This window comes from Parageobacillus sp. KH3-4 (assembly GCF_022846435.1).
Taxonomy (GTDB): domain Bacteria; phylum Bacillota; class Bacilli; order Bacillales; family Anoxybacillaceae; genus Parageobacillus; species Parageobacillus thermoglucosidasius_A.
Window position 1 is genome coordinate 2,765,288 of the sequence record NZ_AP025627.1, and the last position, 18,032, is coordinate 2,783,319.

General features: G+C 43.1%; 22 protein-coding genes. 6 read left to right on the forward strand and 16 right to left on the reverse strand.

The features are described 5' to 3' along the window. Positions 1-84 precede the first annotated feature (84 nt). A complete protein-coding gene (locus MWM02_RS13925) occupies positions 85-270 on the forward strand; it encodes a DUF5325 family protein (RefSeq protein WP_064551161.1) in 186 nt (61 codons plus the stop codon). Between the two features lie 30 nt (positions 271-300). Here the strand turns inward: MWM02_RS13925 and MWM02_RS13930 are convergent, their stop codons facing one another. From MWM02_RS13930 to MWM02_RS13945, 4 genes are all read right to left on the reverse strand, one after another. Continuing rightward, complete coding sequence (locus MWM02_RS13930; protein ID WP_244402250.1) at positions 301-1,095, reverse strand: inositol monophosphatase family protein; 795 nt, start codon at positions 1,093-1,095, stop codon at positions 301-303. Between the two features lie 120 nt (positions 1,096-1,215). Then, positions 1,216-1,404, reverse strand: coding sequence for a hypothetical protein (locus tag MWM02_RS13935; protein WP_064551163.1), 189 nt, complete (start codon positions 1,402-1,404; stop codon positions 1,216-1,218). 150 nt (positions 1,405-1,554) lie between these two features. After that, positions 1,555-1,827: a UPF0223 family protein gene (locus MWM02_RS13940; protein WP_064551164.1), complete on the reverse strand. Its 273-nt coding sequence runs from the start codon at positions 1,825-1,827 to the stop codon at positions 1,555-1,557. A 17-nt stretch (positions 1,828-1,844) separates the two neighbouring features. Continuing rightward, complete coding sequence (locus MWM02_RS13945; RefSeq protein ID WP_244402251.1) at positions 1,845-2,804, reverse strand: NAD(P)H-dependent flavin oxidoreductase; 960 nt, start codon at positions 2,802-2,804, stop codon at positions 1,845-1,847. Positions 2,805-2,990: 186 nt separating this feature from the next. Here MWM02_RS13945 and MWM02_RS13950 point away from each other — a divergent pair, with 186 nt between their 5' ends. Further along, a complete protein-coding gene (locus MWM02_RS13950) occupies positions 2,991-4,463 on the forward strand; it encodes an aminotransferase class I/II-fold pyridoxal phosphate-dependent enzyme (RefSeq protein ID WP_244402252.1) in 1,473 nt (490 codons plus the stop codon). Positions 4,464-4,573: 110 nt separating this feature from the next. On the opposite strand, the gene MWM02_RS13955 is transcribed toward MWM02_RS13950, so the two are convergent. Beyond that, entirely contained in the window at positions 4,574-4,699 is a 126-nt protein-coding gene (locus MWM02_RS13955; RefSeq protein WP_064551167.1) for a GapA-binding peptide SR1P, read from the reverse strand. Positions 4,700-4,964: 265 nt separating this feature from the next. On the opposite strand from MWM02_RS13955, the gene MWM02_RS13960 reads away from it, so the two are divergent. Next, complete coding sequence (locus MWM02_RS13960; RefSeq protein ID WP_244402253.1) at positions 4,965-5,366, forward strand: DUF1885 family protein; 402 nt, start codon at positions 4,965-4,967, stop codon at positions 5,364-5,366. Positions 5,367-5,394: 28 nt separating this feature from the next. Here the strand turns inward: MWM02_RS13960 and MWM02_RS13965 are convergent, their stop codons facing one another. The 6 genes from MWM02_RS13965 to MWM02_RS13990 all read right to left on the reverse strand — a co-directional run bounded on the left by MWM02_RS13965 (position 5,395) and on the right by MWM02_RS13990 (position 11,665). Next, positions 5,395-5,637, reverse strand: a complete 243-nt coding sequence (locus MWM02_RS13965) for a hypothetical protein (protein ID WP_064551169.1) — start codon at positions 5,635-5,637, stop codon at positions 5,395-5,397. A 141-nt stretch (positions 5,638-5,778) separates the two neighbouring features. Beyond that, positions 5,779-7,191, reverse strand: coding sequence for a dihydrolipoyl dehydrogenase (lpdA, locus tag MWM02_RS13970; RefSeq protein WP_064551170.1), 1,413 nt, complete (start codon positions 7,189-7,191; stop codon positions 5,779-5,781). Between the two features lie 4 nt (positions 7,192-7,195). Beyond that, a complete protein-coding gene (locus tag MWM02_RS13975) occupies positions 7,196-8,506 on the reverse strand; it encodes a dihydrolipoamide acetyltransferase family protein (RefSeq protein ID WP_064551171.1) in 1,311 nt (436 codons plus the stop codon). Between the two features lie 84 nt (positions 8,507-8,590). Beyond that, entirely contained in the window at positions 8,591-9,568 is a 978-nt protein-coding gene (pdhB, locus tag MWM02_RS13980; protein ID WP_017434639.1) for a pyruvate dehydrogenase complex E1 component subunit beta, read from the reverse strand. 3 nt (positions 9,569-9,571) lie between these two features. Continuing rightward, entirely contained in the window at positions 9,572-10,681 is a 1,110-nt protein-coding gene (gene pdhA, locus MWM02_RS13985; protein WP_064551172.1) for a pyruvate dehydrogenase (acetyl-transferring) E1 component subunit alpha, read from the reverse strand. A gap of 378 nt (positions 10,682-11,059) precedes the next feature. Further along, a complete protein-coding gene (locus MWM02_RS13990; protein WP_244402254.1) occupies positions 11,060-11,665 on the reverse strand; it encodes a YkyA family protein in 606 nt (201 codons plus the stop codon). Positions 11,666-11,807: 142 nt separating this feature from the next. Here MWM02_RS13990 and def point away from each other — a divergent pair, with 142 nt between their 5' ends. Beyond that, a complete protein-coding gene (def, locus tag MWM02_RS13995; protein ID WP_064551305.1) occupies positions 11,808-12,362 on the forward strand; it encodes a peptide deformylase in 555 nt (184 codons plus the stop codon). A 44-nt stretch (positions 12,363-12,406) separates the two neighbouring features. On the opposite strand, the gene MWM02_RS14000 is transcribed toward def, so the two are convergent. Continuing rightward, positions 12,407-13,183 carry a Cof-type HAD-IIB family hydrolase gene (locus tag MWM02_RS14000; RefSeq protein WP_244402255.1) on the reverse strand — a complete coding sequence of 259 codons (777 nt, stop codon included), beginning with the start codon at positions 13,181-13,183 and terminating at the stop codon, positions 12,407-12,409. A gap of 477 nt (positions 13,184-13,660) precedes the next feature. On the opposite strand from MWM02_RS14000, the gene MWM02_RS14005 reads away from it, so the two are divergent. Then, positions 13,661-13,870 (forward strand): DNA-dependent RNA polymerase subunit epsilon, encoded by a 210-nt coding sequence (locus tag MWM02_RS14005; RefSeq protein ID WP_064551174.1) that lies wholly within the window; start codon positions 13,661-13,663, stop codon positions 13,868-13,870. A 2-nt stretch (positions 13,871-13,872) separates the two neighbouring features. Further along, positions 13,873-15,540, forward strand: a complete 1,668-nt coding sequence (gene rnjA / locus MWM02_RS14010) for a ribonuclease J1 (RefSeq protein WP_064551175.1) — start codon at positions 13,873-13,875, stop codon at positions 15,538-15,540. Positions 15,541-15,578: 38 nt separating this feature from the next. On the opposite strand, the gene MWM02_RS14015 is transcribed toward rnjA, so the two are convergent. From MWM02_RS14015 to MWM02_RS14030, 4 genes are all read right to left on the reverse strand, one after another. Further along, a complete protein-coding gene (locus MWM02_RS14015) occupies positions 15,579-16,247 on the reverse strand; it encodes a potassium channel family protein (RefSeq protein WP_064551307.1) in 669 nt (222 codons plus the stop codon). Positions 16,248-16,356: 109 nt separating this feature from the next. Then, entirely contained in the window at positions 16,357-16,818 is a 462-nt protein-coding gene (locus tag MWM02_RS14020) for a TlpA family protein disulfide reductase (protein ID WP_064551176.1), read from the reverse strand. Positions 16,819-16,890: 72 nt separating this feature from the next. Next, complete coding sequence (locus MWM02_RS14025) at positions 16,891-17,439, reverse strand: peroxiredoxin (protein WP_064551177.1); 549 nt, start codon at positions 17,437-17,439, stop codon at positions 16,891-16,893. Positions 17,440-17,735: 296 nt separating this feature from the next. Continuing rightward, positions 17,736-17,978: a YkuS family protein gene (locus MWM02_RS14030; protein WP_064551178.1), complete on the reverse strand. Its 243-nt coding sequence runs from the start codon at positions 17,976-17,978 to the stop codon at positions 17,736-17,738. Positions 17,979-18,032: the final 54 nt, after the last annotated feature.

Sequence of the window (18,032 nt, forward strand, 5' to 3'; positions counted from 1 at the left end):
TTATTATATCATAAAAGAGGATAGAAAAGCGGCACGTTTTCATGTAGACTAAAGAAAAACCGCAAAATGTGAAAGGGGATTGTGATGAAACAGTTTCAGCCTGTATCATTTTTATTAGCTATATTCGCTGTAATCGCCATCATGGCCATCGGCATTTTTATTGCGGAACAAAGCTTGATAGGCATCATTGCTTCCATTGTCGCCTTGTTCATCATCATCGGCATCGGTTTTGCCCGCAAAAAGCGGATGCGTGAAAAAGGAATGCTGTAAAAACGGGACAGCCCACATTTGTCCCGTTTTTTAACGATGTATATATTTTTGCAAAATTTCTTCATGCAATCCTGGCTTGGCAACAAATACAGAATTTTTCCCGAGCAAGTCAAGCGGCTCGCCGTATAAGTTCGTCACGATGCCGCCGGCTTCTTGAACAAGCACAAGCCCGCCGGCGAAATCCCATGGCGACAGCCTCATCGTAATATACGCATCCAAGCGCCCCGCTGCAACATATGCCATTTCCAAAGCGGCCGAACCGTATGAACGCGTTCCTCTCGCGTCTTTGACAAGCGGAGCCAGCACTTTTGGATCAATTCGTTTATTTTCTGTTACCCACGTCGCATTTAAGGAAATAATCGCTTTTGAAACAGATACCGGCTCCAAGCGGGGCAGCGGCTTATCATTAAGAAAAGCTCCCTCTCCTTTTCGCGCCGCGTATAGTTCGTCATGCACGACATCGTATACATATCCGAGCATTCCTACGCCATTTTCAAAAACGCCAATTGAAATGGCAAAATTCCGCTTTTGATGAACAAAATTCATCGTGCCGTCAATCGGATCAATGATCCAGACGACACCTTGAAGCGTTTTGATTGCATCGCCAAATCCTTCTTCGCCGAGCACGCGATGGCCGGGAAACGTTTTTCTTATTTTCCCAATAAAAAATCGCTCTGTTTCGCGATCCACGTTCGTCACTAAATCATTTCGATGCGCTTTCGTTTCGACCGTTAGCTTTTCCGCCAACGCGGCGCGAATTCGTGTTCCTGCTTCCTTGATCCAATGTTGAACGCACTCATCTATTTCTTTCCATTTCTCCTGCATATTCATCCTCCTGACTTTTGCAGCATACGTATAGCATAGAATAATTGAAATCGTTCGTAAAGAAAAAGGCACTGTCAAGAAAAAAACGAACCGTTGGATCTGGTTCGCATAATGCCCTGTTTATACTTGAAGGCGCATTAACTCTTGACGCAGCTTTTCTAGTCTCCGTTTACATTCTTTTTTCTTTTCTTCATTATTTTCCATCATCGCCTCATAAAGAGTCGCTAATTCATAATCTAATTCAAGGCGCAATACCGCTATCCGCTTATCCCCATCCGCACGCTTCACCGAATTCATCGTCTTTTTCATGAGCGTAGGCACCCCTTTCCATATAATCCCCGAAAAGCCGCCAACACAAATACCAGAATTTTTTGATATCTATTTTGTTTTATATTATGTTGGAAAAGGGGGGGATGCAACCAATTTGTACGTCTACTTTTCTTCGTGCGCACACAACATTTATCCCATTTTAATCCAGTCGCCATTTCCAGCTTCTTTTGCCTTTTTCATCACCCGATATGAGGAATATCCGCTCGCTTGTTCAAACTCATCACATAATCTTCTTTCCTCGCTTTTGCTTGGAACAATCTCTTTAAAGCGGCGATAAATATTCATCAGCTTTTCTCGTTCCATCCCTTTTTCGTAAACCGTTTCAATCGCTTCAAAAAATTTAATGACATCAATAATTTCTTGCGTCGACCAGTCGTAAGAAAACGGGTACGAATAATTCATCGCTGGCACCTCCACCGTTAGTTTGCCCATCGATCCCGAATTTGTTCCGCTTCGCTAATCATTCGCGAAAACAATTCCGCTACCGTTGGTACGTCTTTAATCAGCCCCATCACTTGCCCCGCCCATGCAAATCCTTCATTTGTTCTTCCTTCATAAATAAAGCGGCGGTTCGCTTCTCCGCTGATATATTCTTTTAGTTGTTCATACGTTCCACCTTGCTCTTCTATTTCTAAAATTTTTTTCGTCCATTCATTGGCGATGGCGCGGCCAGGCGCTCCTAAACTTCGTTTAATCACGACGGTATCATGTTCAGAACCGTTCACAAGCATCTCTTTATAAATCGGATGGGCGTGGACGCACTCTTTTGTAGCAATAAATCTCGTTCCCATTTCAACTCCTTCCGCTCCCAGCGCTAACGCCGCCATCAACCCGCGCCCGTCGCCAATTCCTCCAGAAGCAATCACAGGAATGGAAACGGAGTCCACTACTTTTGGGATAAGAACAAACGTCCCAGTATCATGTTTTCCTAAATGGCCGCCCCCTTCCTGCCCGACGACCATGACGGCGTCCGCGCCAAGTTCTTCCGCTTTTACAGCTTGGCGAACGGCGGCGACAAGCACGAGTTTTTTCACGTTGACCCCTTTTAATTGTTCGAAAAACGGAGCAGGATTTCCGCCTGTGACAGAGACAACCGGTACCCCTTCTTCCAATGCCGCCTCCAGCATATTCTGAAAAGAGCGGCCATGCTGCCCGATCGCAAAGTTTACTCCAAATGGACGATCCGTTTTTTCTTTTACTTTTCGAATTTCTTCGCGCAATTGCCCGGGGGTTTCTAGAGACATGGCTGTAATTTGTCCCAATCCTCCGGCGTTAGAAACTGCCGCCGCTAAATCAGCGTACGCCAAGTAAGCGAGCCCTCCTTGAATAATCGGATATGTAATTCCGAGCAGTTCCGTTACCCTTGTTTGCCAAATCATTCTATCCCTCCTTTTTATTCATTTATTATGTTTCTTGTTGACATGCCTGTTTTCCTCTTTTATTTTCAATCTATGTATAGGAAAAAATTTTGCCTTCACGGATGATCAATGATGCTTTGCAAATAAAAAAATAAATGCTATAATGCACTTGTTTTATTTTTATGCAAAAAGAGGTGTGAAAAAACGTTGTCACAGTTCGAAACACCATTATTTACTGGACTGCTGGAACATATGAAGAAAAACCCCATTCAATTCCATATCCCTGGTCATAAAAAAGGAGCAGGGATGGACCCTGAATTTCGTAATTTTATTGGTGAAAATGCCTTATCGATTGATTTGATTAATATCGGTCCTCTCGATGATCTTCATCACCCAAAAGGTATTATCAAACGCGCCCAAGAACTAGCCGCTGAAGCGTTTGGGGCTGATTATACATTTTTCTCCGTCCAAGGGACAAGCGGTGCCATTATGGCGATGGTGATGTCGGTTGCTGGTCCCGGCGACAAAATTATCGTGCCGCGCAACGTCCATAAATCGGTTATGTCGGCCATCGTCTTTTCTGGCGCAACACCGATTTTCATTCATCCGGAAATCGATAAAGAACTTGGAATTTCACATGGGATTACACCCGAATCGGTGGAAAAAGCGCTGAAGCAGCATCCCGACGCAAAAGGAGTTCTCGTGATTAATCCGACCTATTTTGGCATCGCCGGTGACTTAAAGAAAATTGTCGAAATTGCCCATTCCTACCATGTTCCTGTTCTCGTTGACGAAGCGCACGGAGCCCACATTCATTTCCATGAAGATCTTCCGCTTTCCGCCATGCAAGCCGGAGCGGATATGTCGGCAACGAGCGTTCATAAACTAGGGGGATCTTTAACGCAAAGCTCTATTTTAAACGTACGCGAAGGGCTCGTATCAGCAAAGCACGTACAAGCCATTTTAAGCATGTTAATGACTACATCTACTTCTTATTTACTACTCGCTTCCTTGGATGTTGCGCGCAAACGGCTTGCTACGCAAGGCCGGGAGCTCATTGAAAAAGCGATTCAGCTCGCCGAAAAAACACGGCGGCAAATCAACGAAATTCCTTATCTTTATTGTGTAGGGAAAGAAATTTTAGGAACGGAAGCAACGTATCACTACGATCCAACTAAACTGATCATCTCTGTCAAAGAACTTGGGTTGACAGGATACGACGTTGAAAAATGGCTGCGGGAAATGTATAACATCGAAGTCGAATTGTCCGATTTATACAACATTTTATGCATTATCACTCCCGGAGATACGGAGCAGGAAACGGATACGCTTGTTCACGCGCTTCGCCATTTATCTGAACAATTTCGCCATCAAGCTGCAAGGGGAACAAAGCCAAAAGTGTTGTTGCCAGACATCCCTGCTCTCGCGTTAACACCGCGCGACGCCTTTTATGCAGAAACGGAAGTTGTCCCATTTGAGGAATCGGTAGGACGGATTATTGCAGAATTTATTATGGTTTATCCTCCGGGAATTCCGATTTTTATTCCTGGAGAAATTATTACGCAAGAAAACTTAAATTATATTAAAAAGAATTTAGAAGTCGGCCTGCCTGTACAAGGGCCAGAAGACGATACATTGCAAACATTGCGAGTCATCAAAGAGCATAAACCAATTCGCTAAAAAAGCGTAAGCTAACTTGCTTACGCTTTTTTAGCATAAAAAATGGGCGAGCATGCGCCCCTTTCACATGCTCGCCTGCAAATCCCTTCCCCCATCGCTTGACCGTTTCTCTATTGTTCATCTTCTTTTGTGTCGCAGCAATCACATTTGGAACATTTTCCGTAAAGCGTTGTCACTTTTTCGTCTTCAAAATGCGCAATCGTCGCATCACATGTTTGACAAACAATTGTGCCCATCCCCAAAACTCCTTTGTGATGATATATTTATCAGCTAACTTAATAATAATATATCATATTTATAGTGTCAATAGTTAATTTGTATGTCACATTTAATATTTATTCCGCAACAAAGCGAGCAACGAAATTCGGATCAACCAACGCTGATGATGAGAATAATTAAATCAGCATCTGGCTTTGCCGCATCGATGCGAAAAAATCAATAGCCTCTATTACACAAACGTGTTACAATAAAAATTAAGATGTTAACGATTGAGGTGATGGCATGGCGACGCACGCATACATCAAGCTTGTTCCGTCATCGAAAAAGAAAGCGATTACATTACAAGAAGTAAAACAATTGTTTCAGTATTACCAAGAGATCATGAACAAAACGGGAGAACAACTTGGATGGGGATATCAACAAGCTGCATTTCCTTACCAACTTATAGAAACCGACGAAGGAAAATGGTTTTGTTTAAAAGGAGACGGACACCGTTATCGGATGATCATCGTTGGCGTCGGATCGCAGGAAACTGGCGAATCATTTATTCAAATCACGTTACCAAATGAAGCAACGCATGGAGATAAAGGAAAAGCGAATGAATTTTGCAAGTTTCTCTCAAAAAAATTAGAAGGGGAACTTCACTTATTTAACGGCAGAATTATGTATTACTACAAACGATAGCGGTTCCGCTATCACTTTTCATTTTCCCTTACTGCAGCGCCCCCCACACAAAATGTTGGCAAGTAAAGTACATCGCTGCCGTCAGCGTCGTTGTCCACATCGCTTTCCGAGTGCGCAAACCGATTTTCCGCGCCAATGAAAACGCAATATACAAAAATACGCAAAGCATCATTCCTTTAAAAAACGGGCGATCGCGTCCTGACAGCCATTCAATCAGCGAAAAACTGCTCCAAATTATCATTTGCAATAAAAACGCCACATATTCTTTCATCTGTCATCCCCCGCGTCTCCTTTACCATAACAATATGAATGAGCAAGGGAAAATATTATTGATTCATTGGACAAGAAACAAGAAAACAGGTTTATGAAATAAAATAGGTTTCAGACGTTTGTCTGAAACCTATTTGCCAATTTATTTACTAATAATATGGATCGGAGTGCCGAGAGCAACTTCCGCGGTTTCCATCGCTATTTCACCAAGCGTTGGGTGAGCATGAATCGTTAGAGCGATATCTTCCGCGGTCATTCCAGCTTCGATTGCAAGACCTAGTTCTGCAATCATGTCGGAAGCGTTTGGACCAACGATTTGCGCTCCGATCACAACGCCGTCTTCTTTGCGAACGACAAGTTTCATAAAGCCGTCTGTATCATTCAACGAAAGGGCACGACCGTTAGCAGCAAATGGGAATTTCGCCGTTACTACCTCAATGCCTTCGTCTTTCGCTTGTTGTTCAAAATAACCGACAGACGCGCATTCAGGTTCGGAGAAGACCACTGCCGGAAGAGCTAAATAATCAATTTCAGACGGTTTTCCGGCAATCGCTTCTGCAGCAATTTTTCCTTCATACGATGCTTTGTGCGCGAGCGGTGGGCCTTGGACGATATCACCGATCGCGTAAATGTTCGGAACGCTCGTCCGGCATTGTTTGTCAATTTCAATTAAACCGCGGTCTGTCAATTTGATGCCGATTTGTTCTAAGCCGAGCTCATCCGTGTTCGGACGGCGCCCTACCGTCACAAGCACATAGTCTGCATCAATGGTTTTTGTTTCGCCTTTTACTTCAAAAGTTACCGTTACGCCGTCTTCACGCTCTTCGACTCCTTTCGCAAGAGCGTTAGTGAAGATTTCTACCCCTTTTTTCTTTAAGCGGCGTTTGACAATCGCAGTCATTTGTTTTTCGAAACCAGATAAGATTTCATCTGCCCCTTCGATGATCGTTACTTTTGTTCCAAAGTTCGCATATGCTGTTCCTAATTCTGTTCCGATATAACCGCCGCCAATAACGACAAGCGATTTTGGAACTTCCTGTAAGTTGAGCGCACCTGTGGAATCAAGCACACGATTGGAAAATTTAAAGCCAGGAAGTTCGATCGGGCGAGAGCCTGTTGCGATAATCGCGTTTTTAAACGTATATGTTTGCGCGCTATCTCCATTGACGACGCGCACTGTATTCGCATCAACAAAATACGCTTCTCCGCGTACGATTTCGACTTTATTTCCTTTTAGCAATCCTTCTACGCCGCTCGTTAGTTTTTTCACAACGCTTGCTTTCCATTGCTGCACTTTCGAAAAGTCAACGGTTACGTTTTCTGCTTTAATTCCGATGTCTTCCGAATGTTTCGCTTCAACATAGCGATGGCTTGCCGAGATAAGCGCTTTGGACGGGATGCATCCGACATTTAAGCACACTCCACCAAGATTTCCTTTTTCCACAATCGTTACTTTTTGCCCTAACTGTGCAGCGCGAATAGCTGCCACATAACCGCCAGGACCTGCTCCAACAACGAGTGTTTCCGTTTCAATTGCAAAATCACCGACTACCATTGTTTTACGCCTCCATTAATAATAATTCTGGGTCGTTTAATAGACGTTTAATGTGATTTAATGCTTTTTGTGCTGTCGCACCGTCAATCATGCGGTGGTCAAAGCTTAATGATAACGCTAATACTGGTGCAACGACGATTTCGCCATCACGAACAATAGGTTTTTCAGCAATGCGGCCGATGCCAAGAATCGCCACTTCCGGATGATTAATGACCGGGGTAAACCATTGACCGCCGGCAGAGCCGATATTTGTAATCGTGCAAGAAGCACCTTTCATTTCATTTGGAGTCAATTTTCCTTCCCGTGCTTTTGCCGCAAGTTCGTTAATTTCTTTGGCAAGCGCGAAGATTGGTTTGCGGTCAGCATGTTTAATAACAGGAACAAGCAATCCTCTGTCTGTATCGGCAGCGATACCAATGTTGTAGTAATGTTTGTAAATCACTTCTTCCGTTTCATCGTCAATCGACGTGTTCAAAACCGGGAACTCACGCAACGCCGACGTTAATGCTTTTACGACATACGGCAAGAACGTAAGCTTGATCCCTTTTTCCGCTGCGATTTCTTTGAATTTCTTGCGATGCGCCACAAGTTTTGTCACATCCACTTCGTCCATTAATGTAACGTGCGGAGCCGTATGCTTCGAATTGACCATCGCTTTGGCAATTGCGCGGCGAATACCGCTCATTTTTTCGCGAGTTTCCGGGAATTCGCCTTCAAGCACAACTGGCTGTTGTGCTGCGGTAGCTGCTGCCGCTTTTTCTTCCTTCGCAGCTGGCGCTTCCTGTTTCTGTACTGCTGCAGAACCGCCGGCAAGGAACGCATCGATATCGCTTTTTAGCACGCGGCCATTTTTTCCTGTACCTTGAACAAGGCGAATATCTACCCCTTTTTCACGGGCATATTTGCGCACGGAAGGCATTGCGATTACGCGGCGATTCGGATCGACTTCTGTTTGTTTGGACGGCGCTTCTTGTGGAGCTTCCGCTACTCCATCTTCTTTTTTCGACACTTCTTGCGCATTTTCCTTCTCTTTTGGCTCATCTTGTTCTTGACCTTTAAACGTCATATTCTCATATCCTGGCGCATCTAATGTAATTAATGTTTGGCCAACCGTTGCAACCGTTCCTTCTTCTACTAAGATTTCTAATACTTTTCCTTTCACAGGGGACGGGATTTCTACAACCGCTTTATCATTTTGCACTTCACATAGCACATCGTCTTCGTTCACTTCATCTCCTGGTTTGACAAACCATTTGACGATTTCCCCTTCATGAATACCTTCACCGATATCCGGCAGCTTAAATTCAAATGCCACTGTTTGTCAACCTCCTATTGTCTTTTCGAAAATTGTAGGGGCCAAGAGGAAGAAGAAAACTCTCCCCCTCTTGCCCATAGCCGTTTAGAAGTTAATGACTTTTTTCGCTGTTTCAATCACATCTTTGAAGTTAGGCAACCATACAGACTCTGCTTGTGCGAACGGATATACCGTATCCGGAGCAGTGACGCGCAGTACCGGAGCTTCCAAGCTTAAAATGGCACGTTCGTTAATTTCCGCGACGACGTTTGCGGCAATTCCTGCTTGTCTTTGCGCTTCTTGCACAACGATTGCGCGCCCCGTTTTTTCAACGGAACCGATAATCGTTTCAATATCTAACGGTTGAACAGTGCGCAAATCAACGACTTCGGCAGAAATTCCTTCTTTTTCCAATTCTGCCGCCGCTTTTAATGATTCATGCACCATCGCGCCATAAGCGATAATTGTGATATCTTTTCCTTCCCTCTTAATATCTGCTTTACCGATTGGGATCGTATATTCTCCTTCTGGCACTTCTTGGCGGAACGAACGATACAATTTTAAGTGTTCCAAGAAAATAACTGGATCATTGTCACGGATCGCAGAAATAAGCAACCCTTTCGCATCATAAGGAGTAGAAGGAATGACTACTTTTAACCCAGGCTGCTGTGCGACTAAGCCTTCTAAGCTGTCGGAGTGCAATTCCGGTGTATGCACACCGCCACCAAATGGTGAACGAATCGTAATCGGTACGTTATAGCGGCCGCCGGAACGATAGCGGATACGCGCCATTTGGCCGCAAATCGCATCCATCGCTTCATATACAAAGCCAAAAAATTGAATTTCCGGAACCGGCCGGAATCCTTGTAACGCCAGCCCGATGGCGAGACCGCCGATTCCCGATTCAGCAAGAGGTGTGTCGAATACGCGATCTTCCCCAAATTCCGCCTGCAATCCTTCTGTTGCCCGGAATACGCCGCCGTTTACTCCAACGTCTTCCCCAAATATTAATACATTTGGGTCATTTTTTAATTCGATGCGCAACGCATCCGTGATTGCTTGAATCATTGTCATTTGCGCCATGGCTTACTTCGACTCCTTCTCTTTATAAATTTCATACTGTTCTTTTAAGTTAAATGGGAGCTCCTCATACATGATGCTAATCAAATCGGTTACTTTTTGTTTTGGCGTTTCGTCTGCTTTTTTAATCGCCTCTTTAATTTCTTCTTTTGCTTGTTCAATCACTTTGTTTTCTTCTTCTTCGCTCCATAAGCCTTTGTTTTCTAAAAACTTACGGAAACGAACAAGCGGATCTTTTTTCTCCCATTCGTTTTCCAATTCTTTCGTACGATAACGAGTTGGATCGTCTCCTGACATCGTATGCGGACCGTAGCGGAAACACAATGTTTCGATAAGCGTCGGTCCTTCGCCGTTGATCGCGCGCTCGCGAGCTTCACGCACTACTGCGTATACCGCCAATGGGTCCATACCGTCGACTTGAATTCCAGGAATTCCTGCTGCCACCGCTTTTTGCGCAAGCGTTTTAGCTACCGTTTGTTTTTCTACCGGGGTGGAAATCGCAAAACGGTTGTTTTGGACAACGAAAATCGCCGGTGCTTTAAACGCACCCGCAAAGTTGATTCCTTCGTAAAAATCGCCTTGCGAAGTGCCGCCGTCACCTGTATATGTAATCGCTACTGCTTTTTTGCCGCGTTTTTTCAATCCTAAAGCAACGCCTGCCGCTTGAATGTATTGGGCACCGATAATAATTTGCGGAGGCAATACGTTCACGCCTTCAGGAATTTGGTTGCCATGAAAATGACCGCGTGAGAATAAAAACGCTTGATAAAGCGGGAGCCCGTGCCAAATAATTTGCGGGACATCACGGTATCCAGGTAAAATAAAATCTTCTTTTTCCAGCGCGAATTGGCTGGCGATTTGGCTCGCTTCTTGCCCCGCTGTTGGTGCGTAAAAGCCTAAACGGCCCTGACGGTTCAACGAAATGGAACGTTGATCAAGGACGCGCGTATATACCATTCGGCGCATCAATTCTTTTAATTGATCATCGCTTAAATCCGGCATTGCCGCTTCGTTAACAACTTCTCCTTCTTCGTTTAAAATTTGAAACGTCGGAAATTGCTCAGCAACTTTGTCGAGCTGTTTCTGAAAATTCAATTTGGATGTTTTCGCACCCATTCTATTCACCTCTACCTTTCGTAATTTAAAAAGCGATTCGCAAACATGATGCATACAGCATTAATTTACCCAAAATCTAAATAAATAAAAAACAGTAGCCCTTGTTCCACGGTGCAAATGGAAAAAAAAGCGTTACAATATCTGTATCAATTATTTAGTCGGTTTGATTAGTACAATTTCCGCCTACACATTTAAGTGTACACTTTCTTTCTTCAGGCGTCAATCACTTTGATTTAACGTTATCTTTTTAATTTGGAATGTTTTTTTATCAAATCTGTTATAGTACATGTGTCTTAATCTGTATTATATCTGTTTCATATTCTTGCATATAAGGGAAAAGAGGCTATAAAAATATAGCCTCTTGGTGCAGAAAAATCTCTATTCCCACATATGGTATAATCGCTTCATCTCTTTATTGTACGTTTCCGTATCTTCGTTAAATTGCTGGTTAGCGCCAATTAGCTTTTTATATTGTTCATTCACGTGCTCAATGTGCCGCTGTAGCTGTTCGGGTGTCGTATGCCTATTTTGCAGTAAAATATAGAGATCTTTTTCTAATGATAGCATTTCTTTATAATGAAGATATAGATCGTCATATGTTTCATAGCGCTTCTTTTCAATATCAACTAGACGGGTTGCTTGCCTTCTTATATTTCCATCATGAAGCTGGTTAATCTTTTTTTTGATAGCATTTATTTCCCGTTTTGCCGACTGAATCGCTTTATGTTCTTTTTCAATATGTTTGTCTCGTTCTTTTATCAGCTCCAACGATTCTTTCGACAATTGCTCCACCTTTGTAAACTGCTTCATTCCGTACGACATAATCTGGTCGTATAATTTGTTTTGTTTTTGTTCTAATTCGTTCAGTTTTTTCTGTTGGTCTACCGCATTGTGTTCGTACGCAGCAATCTTTTTTAACGTGGACAAAACGTCTTGTTCGACGGCAAGTTCATCGCAACTACCAAGCAAAAGCAAAACTGCCATCAACCAAATACACCGCTGCATTGCTTTAAACAACCTTTCTCCTTCCTTTCAGCACATACGTTTTCATTTTAGTTTACGTGCAAAACGAATTTTTGTTAGACTTAATTCAGACACCAACGTCGATACAGGGAGTGAAAAAATGATGATTACCATGAAAGATATTATTAAAGAAGGGCATCCAACTTTACGAAAAGTGGCTGAGCCAGTTTCTCTTCCTCCATCAGAAGAAGATAAACAAATTTTGCAAAGCCTTCTTGAATACGTAAAAATGAGCCAAGACCCTGAACTTGCCGAAAAATATGGATTACGTCCGGGAATCGGGCTGGCAGCTCCGCAAATTAACGTATCCAAACGAATGATTGCTGTTCATGTCACTGATGAAAAAGGCACTTTATATAGTTACGCATTATTTAATCCAAAAATTGTGAGCCATTCCGTTCAGCAATGCTATTTAACGAGCGGGGAAGGATGCCTATCCGTCGACCGCGATGTTCCAGGATATGTACCGCGCTATGCCCGCATTACCGTAACAGGGACAACGATTGACGGCGAAGAAGTCACGCTTCGGCTAAAAGGGCTGCCTGCCATCGTATTTCAGCATGAAATTGACCATTTAAACGGCATTATGTTTTATGATCATATCGATCCAAAAAACCCGTTTAAAGTGCCTGATAACGCGATCCCTATCGAGCGTTAAATGAAAAGAAGGGCTATACCCCACTGCATTGGGATATGCCCTTTTTATTTAATTAATTCGAGCTGTTTTAATCCGTACAATATTCCTTCCTCCCCGACCGGCTTCGTGACGAAATCAGCCACTTTTTTGACTTCTTCCTGAGCGTTTCCCATTGCAACGCCGGTTCCAACAAATTTTAACATTTCGATATCATTTAACCCATCGCCAAACGCGTACACATTTTCTTTCGCAATGCCGATTTTTTCAATCATCCGCCGAATTCCTTCCGCTTTCGAACCTCCTGTTGGCAATACATCCGTTGACACGTTATGCCAACGAACAAAACGAAATTCCGGATATGCTTTCACATACATTTGTTCTTCTTCCGCCTTGCAAAACAAAAGCGCTTGATAAATATCTTCGTTTTCGTAATAAAGCGGATCAAACGGAGGATGGGAAAATTTTAAACTTTCCATGCTGACATGAATATATGGATGATCCTCCATACTCGCTCTCATTTCGTTCGCATTCATAAAAACAAGCGGATGGCCATTTTTGTGCGCTTCTTCCTTTAATTCATGCAACTTTTGCCGATGAAGCGGATGTTTATAAATGACGCTCCCTTCAAATACTACGTATTGGCCGTTGAAACTGACAAACGAATCAATTCCTAACTGTCGGCGCAAATTAGCAAACATAAACGGCGCTCTGCCAGTAGCGATCGCTACATAAACACCAGCTTTTTTCAATTCTTGAACGGCTCTTACCGTCGAAAAAGGAAGATTTTTTTCTTCATCAAGCAATGTCCCATCAATGTCAAAAAATACAATTTTCTTTTCCACAGTCGTCTTCCCCTCGCGTTTTTCTTCATCCTTAACCGTACTGAAAAAAGCAGAAAATGTCAATTACTTCTCGACCTTATCCACTTTTATCCATGAAAAACAAGCCATTGTTCACATATAATATAACATAGGATAGACATTTACTTTCGTTAAGAATTGAGTACAATAGGAATTAAGGAGTGATGAAAATGTTGAAAAAGCTGAAAAAAAAGCTGCTTCAACAATGGAAAGATCTGCTCCGGAAAAAGTCGATTGCCTAAACCGCTACGATAAGAGCCCTTCCGTCACGAAGGGCTCCTTTCTAACAACCAGCAAATAAAAAAGCAAAATTCGTCAAAAATGGTAAGAGTCAATGTTTTTCCTCTATATTTTTCCCGCAACATTGGATATGATGATGAAAAAGCATGAAAACTATCGCTATTTTTATATATAATAAAAAAGTTAAAGAAATAATTGTTCATAAGGAGAGATTTTGGAATGATTTTTAAAGTGTTTTACCAAGAAAACCCTGATGAAGTGCCTGTGAGAGAAAAAACAAAAACGCTATATATTGAAGCGGAATCAGAACGGGAAGTACGCCAAAAGTTGCAAGGACGCACCATGAATATCGAGTATATTCAACCGCTACAAGGTGCTCACTTAGAATATGAAAAGAAAAATCCAGATTTTAAAGTATTGGAGATTTGAGTATGAAGTTTTTAAATGATCATCAAGTTGGCGTATTTGCCCTCGGTGGATTAGGGGAAATCGGGAAAAATACATACGGCGTGCAATTTCAAGATGAAATTATTGTGATCGATGCCGGAATTAAATTTCCTGAAGATGAGCTGCTCGGAATTGATTACGTCATTCCCGATTACACGTATTTAGTCAAAAACGCGGAGAAAGTAAAAGGATTGTTTATTACTCACGGGCACGAAGATCATATCGGTGGAATTCCATACTTGCTAAAGCAAGTAAATATTCCGATCTACGGCGGAAAATTAGCGTTAGGGCTAATCCGCAACAAGCTGGAGGAGCACGGGCTTCTTCGGCAAGCGAAACTGATTGAGATTCGCGAAGACGATGTCATTCGCTTTCAAAAAACAGCGGTGACATTTTTCCGAACGACACACAGCATTCCTGACAGTTACGGAATTGTTGTGAAAACTCCTGTAGGACAAATCGTTCATACGGGAGATTTCAAATTTGACTTCACTCCTGTCGGCGAGCCGGCAAACTTAACAAAAATGGCAGAAATCGGCAAAGAAGGGGTCCTTTGTCTGCTTTCCGACAGCACAAATAGTGAAATCCCGCACTTCACCATGTCCGAGCGCCGCGTCGGCGAAAGCATTCACGACATCTTCAGAAAAGTGCATGGACGGATTATTTTTGCGACATTTGCTTCCAATATCCATCGACTACAGCAAGTAACCGAAGCAGCTGTGATGAATAACCGGAAAATTGCCGTATTTGGAAGAAGTATGGAAGCAGCCATTGAAATCGGACAAGAGCTCGGTTACATTAGATGCCCTAAAGATACCTTTGTTGATGCAAATGAAATCAACCGCCTCCCTGCCAACCGCGTGACGATTTTATGTACTGGCAGCCAAGGCGAACCGATGGCGGCGCTGTCGCGCATTGCCAACGGCACCCACCGGCAAATTCAAATTATTCCTGGCGACACCGTCGTCTTTTCTTCATCACCGATTCCGGGCAATACGGTAAGCGTTAATCGAACGATTAATATGCTTTATCGCGCCGGCGCTGAAGTCATTCATGGTCCGCTGAACGATATTCATACATCTGGACATGGCGGGCAGGAAGAACAAAAGTTAATGATTCGCTTGATGAAACCGAAATATTTTATGCCGATTCACGGAGAGTACCGCATGCAAAAAATGCACGCGAAGCTCGCAATAGATTGCGGAGTGCCAGAGGAAAACTGTTTCATCATGGATAACGGTGAAGTGCTTGGTTTAAGCGAAAACGACGCTCGCATCGTCGGCAAAATTCCGTCCGGCTCCGTTTATATCGACGGCAGCGGCGTCGGCGACATCGGTAACATCGTCTTGCGCGACCGCCGCATTTTGTCAGAGGAAGGACTTGTTATCGTAGTTGTCAGCATCAATATGAAAGATTTCAAAATCGCGGCTGGTCCAGATATTATTTCGCGCGGATTTGTATATATGCGCGAATCCGGCGACTTAATCAGCGACGCACAAGCGCTCATTACGAAACATCTCGAAAAAGTGCTCGAACGCAAAACAAACCAGTGGTCGGAAATTAAAAATGAAATTACCGATACGCTTGCTCCGTTTTTATATGAAAAAACGAAACGGAGACCGATGATTTTACCAATTATTATGGAAATATAAATAAAAAACAGCTGTTCCGAAACATGGAACAGCTGTTTTTACTTACTAACTACCTTTTCTTCAAAGCGGTCGATATCTTCATCCGCACCGATCACGACTAAAATGTCGCCTTTGCGAATAATCTCGGATGCCAATGGCGATACAATCACATCCGTGCCACGTTTAATAGCAACGATGTTAATTCCATAGCGGGCGCGGATATCAAGCTCTAACAGCGAGTGTCCATCTAACCGCTCGCTTGCCACAATTTCGACGATGCTATGCTTATCCGATAGCTCCAGATAGTCAAGAACATTGCTAGAAATCAAATTATTGGCAATTCGTTCGCCCATGTCTCGCTCTGGGTGAACAATTTGATCAGCGCCGATTTTTTTCAACACTTTTTCATGGTAATCATTCGTCGCTTTTACGGTAATATGTTGAACGCCTAATTCTTTTAAAATTAATGTCGTTAAAATGCTCGCTTGAATATTATCGCCGATCGCGACAATAACATGGTCGAAATTGCGAATTCCCAAACTTTTTAACACATTTTCGTCCGTTGCGTCCCCTACAACCGCATGAGAGGCGATCGAAGCGAATTCATTCACGCGGTCTTCGTCGATATCGATCGCCAGCACTTCCATCCCTTGTTCGCTCAGCGTGCGGCAAATGCTTCCGCCAAAACGGCCAAGGCCGATCACAGCATATTGTTTCTTCACATTCATTCCTCCAATGGCAATATCCACTTATTGTTCTTTCCTATTGTAATATTTTATCAAAAAAATGCAAATAAAAAAGGAACGAAATGACACGTTTTCGTTCCTCTTACCCCTGTTATTGTTGCTCCGCTTTTTCGTTTTCTTCCAACACACGGTTCACGCGTTTTTCTAACATTTTCATGCCGCTTCCGCCAGCTTGGAAATGGCGAAGCTTCCCTTCCGCATCAAATACATAATAAGCCGGAACATATTGATTTTCAAACGCATCCGTAATTTTATGTTCATTGTCGACTAAAATCGGCTGCGTAATGCCGTGTTCTTCCGCTACCTTTTTGACAAGCTCCACGTCCAAATCGTTTTCCGAACGCGGCATATGAACAGCAACCACATTTAGTTTGTCTTTATAGCGGTCACGGAATTCATTGACTTGCGGCATCGCTTCTTTGCACAGGTGGCAGCTTACCGACCAAAAATGGATTAATGTTGGCTTATCGCCGATCAGCTGGTCTCTTGTTACTTCACCGTTTAACGTTGCGGTAGCCCCAGTTAATTCCGGCATTGGTTCACGCAATTTCATATTCATCCCTCCATTGTTAAAGAAAGGCCTAACGTCAAGTTAGACCTTTCTTCATTTATATTGCCCATTATATTACACATCTAACGTTTTTTGTCCTGGTTTCCAGTTTGCTGGGCAAAGACCGCCAGTTTGTAGCGCTTGAAGCACACGCAATACTTCGTCTACATCGCGGCCGATGTTGTTATGGTGAACAACAGCGTATTTCAATTCGCCTTCTGGGTCGATGATGAATAGACCACGGAGCGCAACGCCTTCTTCTTCAATAAGAACGCCGTAGTCGCGAGAAACTTGATGAGTAGGATCAGCCGCTAAAGGATATTTAATTTTGCCAATACCGTTTTCTTCGCGAGGCACTTTCATCCACGCTTGATGCGAATATACAGAGTCTGTCGAAACGCCGATCACAACCGCATCTAAATCTTCAAATTCATCATAGCGGTCAGAAATTGCCGTAATTTCTGTCGGGCACACGAAAGTAAAGTCCATTGGATAGAAGAAAAGAACTGTCCATTTGCCGTTTTTCATGTTTTCCTCAAGGCTGACACGACCAAAATCTCCATTTGGCAATACTGCTTGAAGTTCAAAACGAGGCGCTTGTTTTCCTACCATGCGTTCTGCCATATGTATCCCTCCATTTTCTTTTTCCAAGATATTTTTTCGATGGTATACCATACATTGTCAAGTAGTATTATAATGGGATTATTATTTTTAGTCAATATTAAATGATAATTAATTTAAAAAGAAAGTAATTTTTTCGTTATCTTCCATTCCATATTTGGTATACCCTGATATCGCTTCGCTTAAACACGTTTCCTCAGCTTTTAGTATATTATTAGTCTCTATCAAAAATAAAATCATTTGCTCATCAATCATTTTCGTATAAAACAGACGGGCTGTTGGCACAGCCAGCCCGTTAATTAGCGCACTTTTTCTTCAACTTTTCGGCAAATTTCTTCCGCCGTTAGACCGCTCGCTTCGATCACAGAACAAGAGGCAGCCGCATTTTGAATGCCCATGACATTCACGTCTTGGCCGGTAATTACGCAACAGTCACAGCCTTTGGCGTCATTTTCCCCGCGAAGCGGTATGACTTCATGCCCTCTTGCTTTTAACGCTTCTTGCACGTTTGTTAACGAATGTTCGACGCCGATTCTCGCCATAGCAATCCACCTCCTCATACACATAATGTGCCTTAAGGAAGGCGGAACTATACA

Coding starts and splice junctions, on each gene's coding strand:
- MWM02_RS13925 (WP_064551161.1), top strand. CDS start 85: ATGAAACAGTTTCAGCCTGTATCATTTTTATTAGCTATATTCGCTGTA.
- MWM02_RS13930 (WP_244402250.1), bottom strand. CDS start 1,095: ATGCAGGAGAAATGGAAAGAAATAGATGAGTGCGTTCAACATTGGATC.
- MWM02_RS13935 (WP_064551163.1), bottom strand. CDS start 1,404: ATGAAAAAGACGATGAATTCGGTGAAGCGTGCGGATGGGGATAAGCGG.
- MWM02_RS13940 (WP_064551164.1), bottom strand. CDS start 1,827: ATGAATTATTCGTACCCGTTTTCTTACGACTGGTCGACGCAAGAAATT.
- MWM02_RS13945 (WP_244402251.1), bottom strand. CDS start 2,804: ATGATTTGGCAAACAAGGGTAACGGAACTGCTCGGAATTACATATCCG.
- MWM02_RS13955 (WP_064551167.1), bottom strand. CDS start 4,699: ATGGGCACAATTGTTTGTCAAACATGTGATGCGACGATTGCGCATTTT.
- MWM02_RS13960 (WP_244402253.1), top strand. CDS start 4,965: ATGGCGACGCACGCATACATCAAGCTTGTTCCGTCATCGAAAAAGAAA.
- MWM02_RS13965 (WP_064551169.1), bottom strand. CDS start 5,637: ATGAAAGAATATGTGGCGTTTTTATTGCAAATGATAATTTGGAGCAGT.
- lpdA (WP_064551170.1), bottom strand. CDS start 7,191: ATGGTAGTCGGTGATTTTGCAATTGAAACGGAAACACTCGTTGTTGGA.
- pdhB (WP_017434639.1), bottom strand. CDS start 9,568: ATGGCGCAAATGACAATGATTCAAGCAATCACGGATGCGTTGCGCATC.
- pdhA (WP_064551172.1), bottom strand. CDS start 10,681: ATGGGTGCGAAAACATCCAAATTGAATTTTCAGAAACAGCTCGACAAA.
- MWM02_RS13990 (WP_244402254.1), bottom strand. CDS start 11,665: ATGGCAGTTTTGCTTTTGCTTGGTAGTTGCGATGAACTTGCCGTCGAA.
- def (WP_064551305.1), top strand. CDS start 11,808: ATGATTACCATGAAAGATATTATTAAAGAAGGGCATCCAACTTTACGA.
- MWM02_RS14005 (WP_064551174.1), top strand. CDS start 13,661: ATGATTTTTAAAGTGTTTTACCAAGAAAACCCTGATGAAGTGCCTGTG.
- rnjA (WP_064551175.1), top strand. CDS start 13,873: ATGAAGTTTTTAAATGATCATCAAGTTGGCGTATTTGCCCTCGGTGGA.
- MWM02_RS14015 (WP_064551307.1), bottom strand. CDS start 16,247: ATGAATGTGAAGAAACAATATGCTGTGATCGGCCTTGGCCGTTTTGGC.
- MWM02_RS14020 (WP_064551176.1), bottom strand. CDS start 16,818: ATGAAATTGCGTGAACCAATGCCGGAATTAACTGGGGCTACCGCAACG.
- MWM02_RS14025 (WP_064551177.1), bottom strand. CDS start 17,439: ATGGCAGAACGCATGGTAGGAAAACAAGCGCCTCGTTTTGAACTTCAA.
- MWM02_RS14030 (WP_064551178.1), bottom strand. CDS start 17,978: ATGGCGAGAATCGGCGTCGAACATTCGTTAACAAACGTGCAAGAAGCG.